The organism is Marinobacter salinisoli (genome assembly GCF_017301335.1).
In the GTDB taxonomy this organism is placed as follows: domain Bacteria; phylum Pseudomonadota; class Gammaproteobacteria; order Pseudomonadales; family Oleiphilaceae; genus Marinobacter; species Marinobacter salinisoli.
Window position 1 is genome coordinate 981,750 of sequence record NZ_CP071247.1, and the last position, 15,697, is coordinate 997,446.

Annotated in this window: 16 protein-coding genes and 1 tRNA gene; 12 read left to right on the forward strand and 5 right to left on the reverse strand. The window is 61.0% G+C overall.

The window, feature by feature from the left end; translation table 11 throughout:
* From LPB19_RS04380 to LPB19_RS04405, 6 genes are all read left to right on the forward strand, one after another.
* A complete protein-coding gene (locus LPB19_RS04380) occupies positions 1 to 1,392 on the forward strand; it encodes a DHA2 family efflux MFS transporter permease subunit (RefSeq protein WP_206644895.1) in 1,392 nt (463 codons plus the stop codon).
* Positions 1,393 to 1,619: 227 nt separating this feature from the next.
* On the forward strand, positions 1,620 to 2,195 hold the full coding sequence (locus LPB19_RS04385) for a TMEM165/GDT1 family protein (protein ID WP_206644896.1): 576 nt from the start codon (positions 1,620 to 1,622) through the stop codon (positions 2,193 to 2,195).
* Positions 2,196 to 2,240: 45 nt separating this feature from the next.
* Positions 2,241 to 3,287, forward strand: coding sequence for a L,D-transpeptidase family protein (locus LPB19_RS04390; RefSeq protein WP_206644897.1), 1,047 nt, complete (start codon positions 2,241 to 2,243; stop codon positions 3,285 to 3,287).
* A 48-nt stretch (positions 3,288 to 3,335) separates the two neighbouring features.
* A complete protein-coding gene (locus LPB19_RS04395; RefSeq protein WP_206644898.1) occupies positions 3,336 to 4,088 on the forward strand; it encodes an SDR family oxidoreductase in 753 nt (250 codons plus the stop codon).
* Positions 4,089 to 4,113: 25 nt separating this feature from the next.
* Positions 4,114 to 5,562: an NfeD family protein gene (locus LPB19_RS04400; RefSeq protein ID WP_206644899.1), complete on the forward strand. Its 1,449-nt coding sequence runs from the start codon at positions 4,114 to 4,116 to the stop codon at positions 5,560 to 5,562.
* A 28-nt stretch (positions 5,563 to 5,590) separates the two neighbouring features.
* Positions 5,591 to 6,391, forward strand: coding sequence for a slipin family protein (locus LPB19_RS04405; protein WP_206644900.1), 801 nt, complete (start codon positions 5,591 to 5,593; stop codon positions 6,389 to 6,391).
* A gap of 60 nt (positions 6,392 to 6,451) precedes the next feature.
* On the opposite strand, the gene LPB19_RS04410 is transcribed toward LPB19_RS04405, so the two are convergent.
* The 3 genes from LPB19_RS04410 to LPB19_RS04420 form a co-directional block, all read right to left on the reverse strand.
* Positions 6,452 to 6,730: an Lpp/OprI family alanine-zipper lipoprotein gene (locus LPB19_RS04410; RefSeq protein ID WP_206644901.1), complete on the reverse strand. Its 279-nt coding sequence runs from the start codon at positions 6,728 to 6,730 to the stop codon at positions 6,452 to 6,454.
* Positions 6,731 to 6,926: 196 nt separating this feature from the next.
* Complete coding sequence (locus LPB19_RS04415) at positions 6,927 to 7,472, reverse strand: L,D-transpeptidase family protein (protein WP_206645684.1); 546 nt, start codon at positions 7,470 to 7,472, stop codon at positions 6,927 to 6,929.
* Between the two features lie 117 nt (positions 7,473 to 7,589).
* Positions 7,590 to 9,317 (reverse strand): potassium/proton antiporter, encoded by a 1,728-nt coding sequence (locus LPB19_RS04420; protein ID WP_206644902.1) that lies wholly within the window; start codon positions 9,315 to 9,317, stop codon positions 7,590 to 7,592.
* Positions 9,318 to 9,389: 72 nt separating this feature from the next.
* Between LPB19_RS04420 and LPB19_RS04425 the strand changes: the two genes are divergently transcribed.
* Positions 9,390 to 9,463 (forward strand) — tRNA-Gly (locus LPB19_RS04425).
* A 25-nt stretch (positions 9,464 to 9,488) separates the two neighbouring features.
* Here the strand turns inward: LPB19_RS04425 and LPB19_RS04430 are convergent.
* The gene (locus LPB19_RS04430) at positions 9,489 to 10,799 is read right to left on the reverse strand and encodes an NAD(P)/FAD-dependent oxidoreductase (protein ID WP_206644903.1); all 1,311 of its coding nucleotides are present in this window, start codon (positions 10,797 to 10,799) and stop codon (positions 9,489 to 9,491) included.
* A 161-nt stretch (positions 10,800 to 10,960) separates the two neighbouring features.
* Positions 10,961 to 11,560 (reverse strand): TetR/AcrR family transcriptional regulator, encoded by a 600-nt coding sequence (locus tag LPB19_RS04435; RefSeq protein ID WP_206644904.1) that lies wholly within the window; start codon positions 11,558 to 11,560, stop codon positions 10,961 to 10,963.
* 114 nt (positions 11,561 to 11,674) lie between these two features.
* Between LPB19_RS04435 and LPB19_RS04440 the strand changes: the two genes are divergently transcribed.
* From LPB19_RS04440 to LPB19_RS04460, 5 genes are all read left to right on the forward strand, one after another.
* Positions 11,675 to 12,229, forward strand: a complete 555-nt coding sequence (locus LPB19_RS04440; RefSeq protein WP_206644905.1) for a carboxymuconolactone decarboxylase family protein — start codon at positions 11,675 to 11,677, stop codon at positions 12,227 to 12,229.
* Positions 12,230 to 12,436: 207 nt separating this feature from the next.
* Positions 12,437 to 12,997 carry a carboxymuconolactone decarboxylase family protein gene (locus LPB19_RS04445; protein WP_206644906.1) on the forward strand — a complete coding sequence of 187 codons (561 nt, stop codon included), beginning with the start codon at positions 12,437 to 12,439 and terminating at the stop codon, positions 12,995 to 12,997.
* Positions 12,994 to 13,554 (forward strand): LOG family protein, encoded by a 561-nt coding sequence (locus LPB19_RS04450; RefSeq protein ID WP_206644907.1) that lies wholly within the window; start codon positions 12,994 to 12,996, stop codon positions 13,552 to 13,554. The genes LPB19_RS04445 and LPB19_RS04450 overlap by 4 nt, the downstream gene beginning before the upstream one ends.
* A gap of 102 nt (positions 13,555 to 13,656) precedes the next feature.
* Positions 13,657 to 14,877, forward strand: coding sequence for a CaiB/BaiF CoA transferase family protein (locus LPB19_RS04455; RefSeq protein ID WP_206644908.1), 1,221 nt, complete (start codon positions 13,657 to 13,659; stop codon positions 14,875 to 14,877).
* A 154-nt stretch (positions 14,878 to 15,031) separates the two neighbouring features.
* Positions 15,032 to 15,655 (forward strand): YbhB/YbcL family Raf kinase inhibitor-like protein, encoded by a 624-nt coding sequence (locus LPB19_RS04460; protein ID WP_206644909.1) that lies wholly within the window; start codon positions 15,032 to 15,034, stop codon positions 15,653 to 15,655.
* The last annotated feature ends 42 nt before the right edge of the window (positions 15,656 to 15,697 follow it).

Genomic DNA, 15,697 nt, shown 5'->3' on the forward strand with positions numbered 1-15,697 from the left:
TTGAGCGATAACACCGTTGAAGGGTTAAAAGCTCGGTACGGGGCCCGCTGGCGCTGGCTGGCGGTAGCCACGGTCATGCTCGGCACCATGGCCTCGGTCCTCAGTGCCACCGTGGTGAATGTCGCCCTGCACGATATCATGATGGAGTTCGGCATCGGACAGGGGCAGGTGCACTGGCTGGCTACCGGCTTCATCGCGGCTATGACCACCACCATGCTGGCCTCTGCCTGGCTGCTGGATCATCTGGGCGTCCGCAAGACCCTGGCCGGCGCCATGTTTCTGTTTACCGTTTTTTCCCTTGCCGGCGGCTTTGCGGTTTCGCCCGAGCAGCTGATTGCCGCACGGGTGGCGCAGGGCGCTATGGCAGGCCTGATGCAGCCCATGGGGATGTATCTGGTGTTCCGGATTTTCCCGCGGGATCGGCGCGGCCAAGCCATGGGTATTTATGGCATGGGAGTGATACTGGCGCCGGCCTTTGGTCCGGTGCTTGGCGGCTTTCTGGTCGACCAGCTAAGCTGGCGCTACGTCATGTTCGCCCCGGTGCCGGTTACCCTGCTGGGCATATTCATGGCCTGGCGGTTTCTGCCCCTGCCGGTCTCCCGGCCGGCACCCTATCGGTTTGACCTGACCGGGCTGGTATTGCTGGGCACCACCATGGGGCTGTCATTGGACACCCTGAACCGGGTGCAGAGTCTCAGCGGTCAGGAGCCGCGGGTTCTGCTGGGTGGGCTCGTTGCGGCCCTTCTGCTTACCGCGTTCGTGGTTCATGAACGTCGGACCGGCCATCCCCTGGTGAACATGACGTTGTTGCGCAAGCCGGTTTTCCTTTGCGCCAATCTTGGCGCTTTGGCATTGGGCCTCGCGCTGTTTGGCTCCACCTACCTGATTCCCCTGTTTGTCCAGACCGCGTTGGGGTTTTCCGCCACTGAAGCGGGGCTGCTCCTGTTGCCTGCCGGGGTGGTGCTCGGCATCACGTTTCCGATTGCGGGCAGGCTGGCGGACCGGCAGAGTGCGCGGCGCTTGGTCATCGTGGGGATCGCCCTGTTTGCCTGTTCGGCGGTTCTGTTTGCCCTGTCGGGGTTGGAGCTGGCATTCGCTTGGCTAGCCCTGTGGGCGGTGCTGGGCCGGATTGGCATCGGATTTATGCTGCCGGCGTTGTCCACGGGCGCGCTGAACCCACTGCCCCCGGAATTGCTCGGTGCCGGCTCCAGTACGATCAATTTTACCCGGCAGTTGGGTGGTGCCTTCGGTGTGAACATGGTGGCCCTGACCATCGAGTTCGGTGAGCATAGCGGCGGGGTACCTACCCTGACCGCATTTCACGCCGCCTGGTGGCTGGTGGCCGTATTCGTGGCCCTGGCGGTGATCCCGGTCTGGAAAATGAGGGCCTAGTTGCGTGCGCCCTGGAGAGTGGTTAAAATTTGCCCTCCTTCAGGGGAGTAGCCTCCGTAGCACATGTCAGTGTGTCGGCGGACGGCAGTCAACATACTTGGGGCTCAATCTCCATGGCTGTCGTGTTCCACGTGGTTTGACGTGGGGTTGGCAAGACCTGAGGCAGAACATCTCCGTGGGGCGGAAGATGGGCTGCCTCATGTCTGTTATCCGCCCCGGAGTATAATATGGAAGCCTTTCTCGCCTCGACGGCCGCCGTAGCCATCGCCGAAATCGGCGACAAGACCCAGTTACTGTCCCTGTTTCTCGTCGTACGTTATGGCAAGCGCCTGCCCATTGTCATGGGTATTCTGCTGGCTACGGTTTTGAATCACGCCTTGTCGGCGTATTTGGGGGCCTGGATTGCCCAATGGATTCCGCAAGCCTGGCTGCCGTGGATTCTGGCGATCAGCTTTATCGCCATTGCTGGCTGGCTGCTGATTCCGGACAAGGACGACAGCGACGATTCCCGTTTTCTGGGGCTCGGCGCGTTCGCGGCCACCACCGTCATGTTTTTCCTGGCGGAAATCGGTGACAAGACCCAGATTGCCACCGTTGTCCTGGCGGCCCGTTTTACTGAAACTCTCTGGGTGGTGATTGGTACGACCGTGGGTATGTTGATCGCGAACATACCGGTTATCATGGCAGGTCGTTGGTTAATGGAGCGATTGCCCCTGACAACGGCCCGCATTGGGGCGAGTTTGTTGTTTGTGGCGCTGGCGGTGGCCACCGTGGTTGCTACCGTCATGAATTCCGGCGCCTAAATAGTGCCGCTGTAATCCGGCAAATTTTGATAGTGGATAAGATTTATGTTGTTCAGATTGCTAACCCTGACCCTGCTGACCTGGGCGCTGATCGTGCCCGCGGCGACCGCGACGGCTACCCCGGGTGACGCGGCCTCGGCCGGCAACAAGGGAGAGGCGGATCGCTCGCCCCGAGTTCCGACGTTCGAGTTGAAGGGCGATCTGGCGGGCCGGTTGGATGTGTTCACCACCCGCTATGAGGACACCTTCGCCGATATCGGCAATCGGATTGCCCTGGGCTATCTCGAACTGGTCAAGGCCAATCCTGATATTGATCCCTGGCTTCCGGGAGAAGGCACCAGTATCACTCTGCCGCGCCAGTATGTTCTTCCGGAAACCCACCGTGAGGGCATCGTGATTAATCTGGCGGAATACCGGTTGTATTACTTCACGGAAGGGGGAGTTCAGGTATATCCGGTTGGCGTGGGCACCGAGGAAAATCCCTCGCCGCTGACCAACGCTGAAGTCACCATGCGGCTGGAATCCCCGGCCTGGTATCCGCCGGCCAGCATCCGGGCTGAGTATGAGCGCTCTGGTGACTACCTGCCCAGGATGGTTCCGCCGGGCCCCAGTAATCCACTGGGAACCCACGCGCTGCTGCTGAGCGAAAAGGGTTACCTGATTCATGGCACCAACAAGAAATTTGGCGTCGGTATGGCGGTGAGCCACGGCTGTTTCCGAATGTACAACGAGGACATCTCCCGCTTCGTATACCAGGTCCCCAAGGGAACGCCGGTGAAGGTAATCCGGGACCCGGTGAAAATCGGGCTGTCTGGCGGCGAGGTCTGGCTGGAAGTGCATCGGCCGAAAGAGGAATACCCGCAATCAGAGCGCGAGCGTCTCTGGCGCCTGGTTTCGGAAGAGGTTGAGACCTTCCGGAAGCGGCATCCGGGGGTGGAGGTCAAGCGTCACGCCATTGAATTGGCGGTGGAGCAGGCCGATGGCATCCCGACCATGATTGGTGAGCAGGTTGCCACCATGGCCGCCGACAAAGGCGCCCGTGACAAGAAGCCCCGGGCCATTGGTGATCCCCGACAATCACTGTATTTCTGATTCGCCACTGGCGGCGCCTCAGGACATTATCACCGCAGGGAGCATCGTATGAGTGACACTATTCTGATTACCGGCGCCAGTTCCGGGCTTGGTGAGGGCATGGCACGGGAGTTTGCTGCCCGCGGCGCCAGCCTGGCGTTGTGTGCCCGGCGCACGGACCGGCTGGACGCCTTGAAGTCCGAGCTGGAGGCCGCCCATCCGGGGCTGAAGGTCAGTATCCGAGCGCTGGATGTTGATGATCATGCGCAGGTGTTCGACGTCTTCCGGGCCTTCCGGGATGAATTTGGACGCCTCGACCGAATCATCGTAAACGCCGGCATCGGCAAGGGGCAGCCCCTCGGTACCGGTCAGTTTGCCGCCAACCGCCAGACCGCGGAAACCAACTTTGTTGCCGCACTCGCCCAGATGGAAGCGGCCATGGAAATCTTCCGGGCCCAGAATCATGGCCATCTGGTGGCGGTGTCTTCCGTGTCGGCAATCCGCGGCATGCCCTCCAACATCAACACGTACGCGGCCACCAAGGCAGGCCTTGCGGCACTTGCTGAAGGCCTGCGTGTCGAACTGATCAGGACGAAATCTCCGATCCGGGTGACTACACTGTATCCAGGGTATATTCATACTGCGATTAACGCGCAGGTGAAGAACAAACCCTTTGTTGTTGATACCCGGACCGGTTGCAAGGCGATGGTTAAAGCCATCGAGTCCGGTAAAAAGGAATGCTACGTGCCGCGCTGGCCCTGGTCACCCATCGGCTTTGTGCTGAAACGGCTGCCCGAGCCGGTACTGGCAAAAATGTTCTGATCGTTCCCCACCACGGGGAGACCGTATGCAGATACACCGACCCGCCAGAAAAGACCTGCCACCGATGGCCCGTTTGTGGGCACTCATTTTCTTTATCGGGTGTGCGATATGGCTGGGCTCGCTAGCCCAGTCGCTCTCTGCTCAATCCCAGCCCGACAACACCGTGATGGTCCTCAGCATTGATGGCGCCATTAGCCCGGCCACCATGGACTACGTCACCCGCGGTATCCAGCGGGCCGAGTCTGGTGACGCCGCGCTGGTGGTGCTGGAGATGGACACCCCTGGCGGCCTCATGAATTCGATGCGCGATATCATCAAGGTCATCCTCGCCTCTGATGTGCCCGTGGTCAGCTATGTGTCCCCGGCGGGGGCCCGGGCGGCCAGCGCCGGCACCTACATTCTGTACGCCAGCCACGTTGCCGCCATGGCACCGGCCACCAACCTGGGCTCGGCAACACCGGTGCAAATGGGCGGCCTGCCCGGTTCAGAACCCCAGCAGCCTGACGAGCAGTCTGACAAAACGGATGACAAGCCGGCCGACGATCAGGATCCCGACGGCAAGCGCCGTGGTGGCACTGCCATGGAACGCAAGGTGCTGGAGGACGCGGTCAGCTACATTCGAGGGCTGGCAAAGCGCCATGGCCGGAACGCCGACTGGGCCGAGGAAGCGGTCCGTGAAGGGGTGAATCTCAGCGCTGGCGAGGCACTGGAACGGAATGTCATTGATGTCGTGGCAGATAACCTCGGTGAGCTGCTGGAGCAGATCGACGGCCGTACGGTGCGCATGGCCAGTGGCGAGCTGACATTGGATACCGCCGGTCTCGCGGTGGTGCGCGCGCAACCGGACTGGCGCACTCGGCTGTTGTCGGTGATCACCGATCCGAACGTGGCCTATTTCCTGATGATCATCGGCTTTTACGGCATTGTGTTTGAACTGGCCAATCCGGGCGCGGTGGTGCCCGGGGTCATCGGCGCCATTTGCCTGGTGCTGGCGCTGTTTGCGTTTCAGGTGCTGTCGGTCAATTACGCCGGGCTGGCGCTCATTCTGCTGGGCCTCTCGTTTATGGTCGGGGAGGCGTTTGTCCCCAGCTTCGGGATTCTGGGGATCGGGGGCATTGTTGCCTTTGTCACCGGCTCGGTCATTTTGATGGATGGCTCGCATCGGGACATCTCATTGCCCACCATTGGCGGCACCGCGATCGTCGCGGCCGGGTTTATGCTGTGGACTGTGACCAAGTTCATCCGGCTGAGACGCCGACACCCGGTCAGTGGCAGTGAACAGCTCAGCCATGAAAGCGGAGTGGCAATGGATGACTTCTCCAGCGAGCAGGCCCACTTCCGCGGCCATGTGCGGTTGAGCGGTGAGCGCTGGAATGCCATCAGCCAGGCGCCGGTGCAGGCGGGCGATCCAGTCCGGGTGACCGGGGTTGACGGGCTGACGGTGACCGTCGAGGTCGACCGGGAAACCACCTGAGCTGGCCGAACAGAACCAAGGAGGTCCTATGATTGGCGAATTGATTCCCTATATTGCACCAACAGCGGTACTGCTGCTGATCCTCGCGTCGGCTATCAAGATCCTGCCCGAATACGAGCGCGGCGTGGTGTTCTTTCTCGGCCGCTTCCAGGGCGTGAAAGGTCCGGGCCTGGTGATTGTGATCCCGGGTATTCAACAGATGGTGCGGGTGGATCTGCGGGTCATCGTTTTGGATGTGCCCAGTCAGGATGTGATCTCCCGCGACAACGTAACGGTCCGGGTCAATGCGGTCCTGTATTTTCGGGTGGTGGATCCGGAGCGGGCGATCATTCGGGTGGAAGACTACCATTCGGCCACCAGCCAGCTGGCGCAGACCACGCTCCGCTCGGTGCTGGGCAAGCACGATCTGGATGAGATGTTGTCCGAGCGGGATAAGCTTAATTCCGATATCCAGGACATCATCGATGCCCAGACCGAAGAATGGGGCATCAAGGTGGCGAACGTCGAGATCAAGCATGTGGACCTGAACGAGTCCATGATCCGGGCAATTGCCCGACAGGCGGAGGCCGAACGGGAACGCCGGGCCAAGGTCATCCATGCTGAAGGCGAGCTTCAGGCCTCGAAAAAACTGGTCGAGGCGGCACAGGTGATGTCCGCCAACCACGGCGCCATGCAGTTGCGTTACCTGCAGACCCTCGCCGACATGAGCAATACCAACGCTTCGACCATTGTCTTTCCGTTACCGCTGGAGCTGGTGAAGGGCTTTATCGAGTCCACGACAAACCGGGGCAAGGATACGCACGGCAGCGAGCCTGATGCCCAGGCCTGACAAGCGGACACAAAAAAGGCCGGTTGAACCGGCCTTTTAGACGTCAGCGCATGCTGAGTCTTACTTCATGCTGGACTGCTCGAGCATACGCTTGGCGCGCTCGTTAGCTTCGTTAGCAGCGCGCTCAGCGGCCTTGGCGGCAGCCAGAGCTTCTTCAGCAGTCTGCTGGGCAGTACGTGCAGAAGAGGCAGCGCTGTTAGCGGTGTTCAGAGCATTCTCAGCAGTCTGCTCGGCGGAGTTCGCGGTTGCAGTTGCTTCGTCAACGCCAGCCTGGTTAGAGGCACAGCCAGCAGTCATAACAGTAGCCAGGGCAAAACCGGCGATCGTCAGTTTACGCATTACATATCCCCTTATTGGTCGAGTTATTTCCTGTGGTCCGGAAATCAGTATAGATGACTTCCTGTCAAACGCGCCCAAAGGGCATTGACAACCGGAACGACACTCAGTGTAAAACACTCAGAGATAAAATGTTAACAAAGGGAGGGTAAAATTTTCGACCATGTGACAACAACTTAATGCTGGTGTCATAGAGAGTTCACGGAACGATACGAATAGGTGTGCCATCGGCCACCAGTTGCCATATTTCGTCCATTTCCTCGTTGGTGACGGCAATGCATCCGTCGGTCCAGTCCAGCCCGCGGTAGGCAAAGGCCATGTCGCCGGCTTCGTTGGGGAGGCCGTGGATCATGATGCTGCCGCCCGGGTCCAGGCCCCAGGCGCTCGCCTGCTCGAGATCCTTCTGGTTCGGGTAGGAAATGTGGATGGATTTGTAAAAGTCACTGCTGGCATTGCGCCAGTCCAGAACGTAGTCGCCTTCCGGGGTGCGCTCGTCCCCTTCGTAGAGCTTGTGGCCCTCAGGGTTATCACCCAGGGATACCCGATAGCTCTTCACCACCTCTTCGCCGTTCATCAGGTAGAGGCGGCGTTCGCCCTTGCGTACCAGAACCTGGCTGATGTTCAGAGACTCCTGCTGGGCAGTGGCCCTGACCGGCATATGCGTATCGGCCTTGGCCAACAGTTCGGTGGCCGAGACGGCGGTCGGAAAAAGCAGAGCCATTGCCAGTATGCAGGCGCTTATCATGATTCGGGAATACATTAATTCAGCTTACCAATGATTAATCTTCAGATGCGCGCATTTATAACATAGGCCGTCAGGCCCGTGGTGAGGGCTTTTGTTAACTTTTGGCGTGATCTTTTTTCAGTTTTTGCGACCGGGTCCCTCCATTTTGAGACCCACTTTGGTCACACGGTCCGAATCTGTTGCCCTCGCCACCAGGGTGACAGGCCCGAGAATCACCGTATCACCCACCACCGGATGGCCCTTTGTCCGCTTGGCGAAACACTCCGCCAGTGAGAGCTGTGGTGGCAAATCATCGAATTCGATGCCGTAGACCTGTTCCACGTCCCCCAGCAGGGCATCGCCATTGAGCACGAAGTCGCCGAAGAAAGCCCGTTCGGCCAGGTATTCCGGTGCGTGTCGCCCGCTCAGGGCCTTGCCAAGCTCGGGCAGCACGCCGGGCGTGGCGAACATGGCCAGCACATCGCCACTGATGACTCGCAGATCGGCATTTGGCTGCAGGCACATCCGGTTCCGGAACACACCGGCGACCGCCGTGTTCTGGGGCAGGTGCAGCTGGCTCAGGGTACGAGGAGTCTCCCAGGGTTTGCCGCGCAATGGAAACAGCATCAACTCATGGCCGCCGGCTGCCGGTACGTCCAGCGGCAGGCGTCGGTAGGGGTCTTCGCCGGCCGGCACTTCCAGTTTCAGGGCCCGCGCCAGGGGTGCCATGGTTGTGCCCTGTACCACCAGCGATACCAGCACGATAAAAAAGGCGATATGGAAAATCAGCTGGGCCTCGGGCAGGTTCGCCATGACCGGGAACAGCGCCAGCACGATGGGGACCGCCCCCCGCAGGCCTACCCAGCCAATGAAGCCAAGCTCGCGCCGGTTAAAGCCGAAAGGCAGCAGCGTGATCAGCACCGCCAGGGGCCGAATAACGAGGATCAGAGCCAGCGCCAGAATCAGTCCGCCACCCAGCAGCGGCAACAGATCGGACGGTGACACCAGTAGACCCAGCATCAGGAACAGGCACAGCTGGGCCAGCCAGGCCAATCCATCGTGTACTTGCAGAATCATCGGCATCATCCGTACCTCGCGGTTGCCGATCACCACGCCGGACAGATAAATGGCCAGAAACCCGCTGCCGCCCAGCGCGTTGCTGGCGGAGAATACGCTGATGCCGGCGGCAGCCACCAGCAGTGGGTACAGCGATGGGGTGAGCCGGATCCGGTTGGTGAGTTCGGCAATCAGGTGCCCGCCCAGGATACCGGCAATGCCGCCGATACCCAGCTGCTTGATCAGCATGATCAGGGCTTCGCTGGCGGCTCCCTGGCCCTGATTGCTGATCAGGGTGACCAGAAGCAGGGTCAGGAAGATGGCCATGGGATCGTTACTGCCGGATTCTATCTCCAGCGTGGCACTGACCCGCTCATTCAGGTGCAGGCCGCGGCCCTGCAGCAGTGAAAACACCGCGGCGGCATCGGTGGAGGAGATAATCGCGCCAATCAGCAGCGAGGGCAGCCAGGGCAGATCGAACACCCAGTGGGCGACCACGGCGGCGCCAGCGGAGGTCAGGAATACCCCCAGAGTGGCCATCATCAGCGCCGGCCGCAGACCGACCCGGAAGGTGTCGGCGCGGGTGCGCATACCGCCGTCCAGCAGAATGACGCCGAGCGCCAGGTTGGCCATCAGAAAAGCCAGTTCGAAGTTGTCGAACTCGATGCCACCCGGGCCGTCCTTGCCCATCATCATGCCCACGGCCAGGAAAATCAGCAGCACCGGCATGCCGACCCGGCTGGACAGCGGGCTGAGCAGAATGCTGATGACCAGCATCAGGGCGCCCATCAGCGTAAGGGTGGGATCCATCACAACTCCAGACTCTGAACTTGCCTAACCGCGCGGGATGACTCTATATTTTCTGCGCGGCACATTGAGTACGCGGGTGTAGTTCAATGGTAGAACGGCAGCTTCCCAAGCTGCATACGAGGGTTCGATTCCCTTCACCCGCTCCATCACTGCTCATGAGGTCCGCAGTTTCTAGTGTAGTTTCAGCCTCGGATGCATCGCACGGCTGATTTTATCCATCAGCCAGATCACGCCCGTTCTCACGAAGCCATGCAGCGCAACCTGATGCATGCGGTACAGCGACACATAGAACAGCCGTGCCACCTTGCCCTCGATGTACATGCTGCGTCCCGACAGATTGCCCATCAGGTTGCCGACGGTGGTGTAGCGGCTGAAATTGATCAGCGAGCCGTGGTCGTTGTACACAAACGGCACCGGCGGTTTGCCCTGTAATCGGTGCACCAGGGTTTTAAACAGGGTATCGGCCTGCTGGTGTGCGGCCTGCGCCCGGGGCGGCACGGGCCGGTCCGAATCCGGCTGCGGGCAGGCGGCACAGTCGCCGAACGCGAAGATGTCGGTATCGCGGGTGGTTTGCAGGGTCTGCTCGACCACCAGCTGGTTGCCCTTGTTGGTTTCCAGCCCATCGAGCTCGGCCAGAAACGCCGGCGCCTTGATGCCCGCCGCCCAGATCGTCATGTCCGAGGCCAGTTCAGAGCCGTCCTGCATGACGATTTTGTCTGCCCTGACCTCGCTCACCGGCTGGCCGCAGTGAACGTGCACCTGCTGGCGCTCCAGTTCCCGGGTGGCCGCGGCCGACAGCCGGGCTGGCAGGGCGGGCAGAATCCGGTCTGCAGCCTCAACGATGTTGATGGAAACGTCGGACGAACTCAGGTGGTTCATGCCGTACACCGGCAATTCCCGGGACGCCAATCGCAGCTCTGCCGCCAGCTCCACGCCGGTGGCCCCGGCACCGATAATGCCGATGTTCAGGGTGTGGGGCTGCTCCAGTTGGGCTTCGTGGTTTTTCCGGAGAAAGGCATTGAGCATCAGGTTATGGAACCGGCGCGCCTGCCTGAGGCTGTCCAGGAACAGGCAGTGGTCCTGTGCTCCCGGCGTGCCGAAATCATTGGCGGTGCTGCCCACGGCCACCACCAGGGTGTCGTACTGGATGTGCCGTTCGGGCACCACTTCCTGACCGTCTTCGTCATGGAACGGTGCAATCACCAACTGTTTTTTCCGGCGATCAAGGCCGCTCATGCGGCCCAGCTGGAATTCGTAATGGTGCTTGCGGGCATGGGCCCGGTAATTGATTTCGTTGGCGCTGGCATCCAGGGAACCGGAGGCCACTTCGTGAAGCAAGGGTTTCCAGACATGGGTCAGGCCGGCATCCACCAGGGTAATGCGCGCCTTGCGCTTTTTGCCCAGTTTGTTGCCCAGCCGGGTGACCAGTTCCAGGCCACCGGCACCGCCGCCCACCACCACGATGTGCTGAAGGTTGTCCATAGCGTGCAATCCCGAAAGTGAAGAAAGCCAAGCACTCTGCGGGGCAAAGCGCTTGGCTGTCGTCACTGGGAGGAAGGGGGGCTTGGCCAGCCGCCCAATACTAGCGTGTCAGGGGGCGGCGGCACAATTGGCCTGCGGACCTGGAGCGGATTCGGCGCCGGTCAGTGAGCGGCCCGGTAGCTATCCAGCAGGCTGGCGATGTCGTCGGCCAGTTCAGCCAGTTCCCGGGGCGTCAGGCCTCGCTCTGCCATGGATCGAAGGCCCACGATCTGGGTCTGGATCAGGCGCGCGAGGCGATCGCAGTCGGTGCTCTGGATCAGCTCACCGGCGCCCTTGGCCTGCTCGAGCGCCTCGACCAGTGCCTGGCGGATATCGGCGAGGATTGTTTCGGCCTGGTCCGCGAGCTGCGGGTGGGTGTTACTGGATTCCAGTAACGTTTTGATGATCATGCAGGCCCGCGCAGGCTTATCCGACGTGCGACTGCCCGCCAACGCGCGCAGATACGCCTGCAACCCCTCCACGACGGAATCGCGATGCTCGAGATACGACATCAGTTCCCCGCGACCCTGTTCGGCATAGGCGGCCAGGGCTTCGGCGAACAGGCCATCCTTGCTGCCGAAGGCGGCATAGATACTGCCTGGGCGCAGGTCCAGAGCCTGCTCGATCTGCTTCATGGAACTGCCGTGGTAGCCGCGATCCCAGAAGAGCGTGATGGCTTTGTTCAGTAACGTCGGACGGTCGTAGCGGGCGTGTCGGGCCATGAACGTGATCATCAAAATGTTTGTTGAATGTTCGCTCAATTATAGCTTGAATGATCGCTCAAGAATAGGTAGGGTTGCCGTTGTTGAGCAATCATTCAAGTAACGGAGTGCGATATGACAGACTTTACCCTGCACAACAGCGACTCTGCACCAGAGCAATCCAAGCCGCTGCTGGAAAAATCACAACAGGCATTCGGCATGATTCCCAACCTGCACGCGGTCATGGCGGAGGCACCGGGTTTGTTGGACGGTTACCAGAAGTTGCATGAGCTCGTTCTGGCCAACAGCTTCGACAACGATGAGACCACCGTTGTCTGGCAGACCATCAACGTGGAACATGCCTGCCACTACTGCGTTCCGGCGCATACCGGTATCGCCAAGAGCATGAAGGTATCGGACGAGATCACCGACGCCCTGCGCGACGAAACGCCGCTGCCGAGCGAGAAGCTCGAAGCTCTGCGGACTTTCACCCTGGCGGTGGTTCGAAAGCGTGGCGAGGTTAACAAGGAAGATCTGGATGCCTTCTATGCAGCCGGCTATGGCAAGCGCCAGGTGCTGGATATCATTCTGGTGCTGTCCCAGAAGGTGATGAGCAATTACGTCAACCACATCGCCGAAACGCCGGTCGATGAACCGTTCAAGCCGTTCGCGTGGCAGAAAGCCCTGTAAGCGGACGTTTCTCCGGGCGCCTCTCCCGGGGCGCCGCCCTTCTGGCCGGGCTGTCTTCGCCCGGCCAGGTTATCTGCCTTCCCTGATTTGCCTCCCTGAGCACCCGGGTAACCTGCCCGGATCCGGAACCTGTTGGCGGTTGCGCGGCCATTCCCGTGCCATACTTCGTGGGTGTCACGTGGGTGTATCGCAGCTAAGGAGGCGGTGATGAATGACTTTACACTGCACGATCTGAAATCCGCGCCGGAAGAGTCCAAACCCTTGCTGGAGAAGTCCTGCCGGGTGTTCGGCATGATTCCGGGTTTGCACGCGGTGATGGCCGAAGCACCGGGTGTGCTCAATGCGTACCAGACCCTGCACGAACTGGTGATGGTCAGCAGCTTCGACAACGACGAGCGCACCGTGGTCTGGCAGTCCATCAACGTCGAGCATGCCTGCCACTACTGTGTGCCCGCCCACACCGGTATCGCCAAGAGTATGCAGGTATCCGATGGCCTGAACGAGGCGCTGCGTAACGAGAGCCCGTTGCCGAATGCCAAACTGGAGGCGCTGCGGACCTTCACCCTGGCGGTTGTGCGCAAGCGCGGCAAGGTCAGTCGTGAGGATCTCGATGCTTTCTACGCCGCCGGCTACGGCAACCGACAGGTCATGGAGGTGATCCTCATCCTGTCCCAGAAAGTGATGAGCAATTACATCAACCATATTGCTGAAACCCCCATCGACGAACCGTTTAAGCCCTTTGAGTGGAAGAAGGAAAAGCCGGCATGAAGATCGCGGTGTACTGCGGTTCCCGCACGGGCCATCACGCGCGCTTCGCCGAAAAAGCCGCCGAATTGGGTGCCTACTTCGGCCAGAACGGCATTGATCTGGTGTTTGGTGGTGGCCACGTTGGGCTGATGGGGATTGTTGCCGATTCGGTTCTGGCCAATGGCGGCAAGGTGTATGGCGTTATTCCAGAGCACCTGCGCGATCGGGAACTCGCCCACAGTGCCCTTACCGAGCTGTTTGTTGTCCGGGACATGCATGAGCGCAAGGCCAGGATGGCGGAGCTGGCCGATGGCTTTGTCGCCCTGCCCGGTGGAATCGGCACCCTGGAAGAAATTTTTGAGGCCTGGACCTGGGGCCAGCTGGGTCTGCACAAGAAACCCTGTGCCTTTTACAACGTTGATGGCTTTTACGATCACCAGCTGGAGATGGCCGCCACCATGGCCGCGGCTGGTTTTCTGCGGCAGGAGTACATCGACATGCTGGTGCTGACCGATACGCCCGAGCAGTTGCTCGCAGCGTTCCGCAATTATCAGGCGCCTCAGGATAAATGGGGCTGAACTGACCGTTCATCGCTTCATTCAACGCGTTCGACGCTGGCTGTTCCTGCGCATCATCACCGGCCGGCCAAAACGATCACTGACACGGGATTGAACGGACCCATGCCCACGGAAACAGCCTCCCCTGCATCACCCATGGCGCTGGAACACATTCGGGTTCTGGAGCTTGGGCAACTCATCGCTGGCCCCTATTGCGGTCAGATCCTCGCGGACTTCGGCGCCGAGGTGATCAAGATTGAACCGCCCGGCAAGGGTGATGCCATGCGCCAGTGGGGCACCACGGACGAGCATGGCGATCCCATCTGGTGGAACGTGATCGGCCGCAACAAGAAATCCGTGACCCTGGATTTGCGCCAGCCCGAAGGCCAGGCTCTGCTCAGGGATCTGGCGGCCACCGCCGATGTGCTGATCGAGAACTTCCGCCCGGGCACCATGGAGAAATGGGGCCTGGGTTACGACGTGCTGGCGGCGCTGAACCCGAAGCTGGTGATGGTGCGGGTGACCGGCTTTGGCCAGGACGGCCCCTACGCCAAGCGGGCGGGTTTTGCTGCCGTGTGCGAGGCCATGGGCGGGTTGCGCTACATCAGCGGCTATCCGGACCGGCCCCCGGTGCGGGTCGGTATTTCCCTGGGGGATTCCCTGGCCGGGTTGCACGGTGCCCTGGGCGCGATGGTGGCGCTGCAGAACCGGGAACGTACCGGCAAGGGGCAAGTGGTGGACAGCGCCATCTACGAATCGGTGCTGGCGATGATGGAGAGCCTGATTCCCGACTACGCCCGTGCCGGTAAAGTGCGCGAGCGCAGTGGCAGTTTCCTGCCCGGCCTGGCGCCGTCAAACGCCTACCCGACGCGTGATGGCCGGGATGTGGTCATTGGCGCCAACCAGGACACCGTCTTCGCCCGGTTGTGCGAGGCCATGGGGCAGCCGAAGCTGGCCCGGCACCCGGATTACGCCACTCACCGGGCCCGGGGCGAAAACCAGCGGGCGATTGATGATCTGGTGAGCGCCTGGACCCGTCAGCACGACGCCCAGCACATCGTGGATTTGCTGGCGGAGGCCGGCGTACCGGCGGGCCTGGTCTACCGCGCGCCGGAAATGCTCGACGATCCCCACTTCCGGGCCCGTGAAAGCATTGTCGAGGTACCTGACCGCCACGGCGAGCCCCTGCCCATGCAACAGGTGTTTCCGCGCCTGTCGGACACTCCGGGCCGTGTGCGCCACGTGGGAGTCGGCCTCGGGGCTCACACCGGGGAGGTGCTGGGCACGGTACTGGGGCTGGACGAGCCAACCCTGGCCGGGCTCAGAGGCAAGCAGGTGATCTGAGCCACGCGGTTGCTGTGGCCACTCGTTCGATAGCCTTCGGCTCTGCTAATCTGGACAAAAGGCCGACGCCATTGATACAACCGGTTGCGATCCCCTCGGGCCTGGCCCGGGAGATCGCCCGACTGGCGTCTAACGTTCAACAGGAGGCATAGTTGTGAAACTAGAAGTCCGAGGTATTGACGAAGGGCAGCCGATTCCCGAGCGATTTGCTTTCGGGGTCTACAGTCCGACCGACCACATGAGCTTTGGTCCGAACAAGAATCCGGAACTGGTTTGGGACGAGGTGCCCGAGGGCACCAGAAGCTTTGCGGTGATCATGTTCGATCCGGATGTGCCCAGTGTCGCCGACGACGTCAACAAAGAAGGCAAGACCGTGTCCGAGGGCCTGCCCCGGGTGGATTTTTTCCACTGGTTGCTGGTGGATATCCCCGCGGATGTTCGTCGCATTCCCGAAGGCGAAGACAGCGATGGCGTGTTTCCGAAAGGGAAACCCGGTGGCCCCGGGCCGATCGGCGTCCGGGGTGTGAACAATTACACCCAGTTCCTGGCAGACAATCCGGATATGGGCGGCACCTACTGCGGTTACGACGGCCCCTGCCCGCCCTGGAACGACGAAATCGTTCACCACTATCACTTTGAGGTTTTCGCCCTGGACGTGGCCAGCCTGGGACTGGACGGGGCGTTCGACGGCAACGACGTGCGCGAGGCGATCAAAGGCCATGTGCTGGGCAGTGCGCGGGTCACCGGCACCTACACCCTGAACCCCGACCTGCGCTAAGGCCGACCCGGCCAGACAAGCCGCGCTGTGACCGGTTTTGCC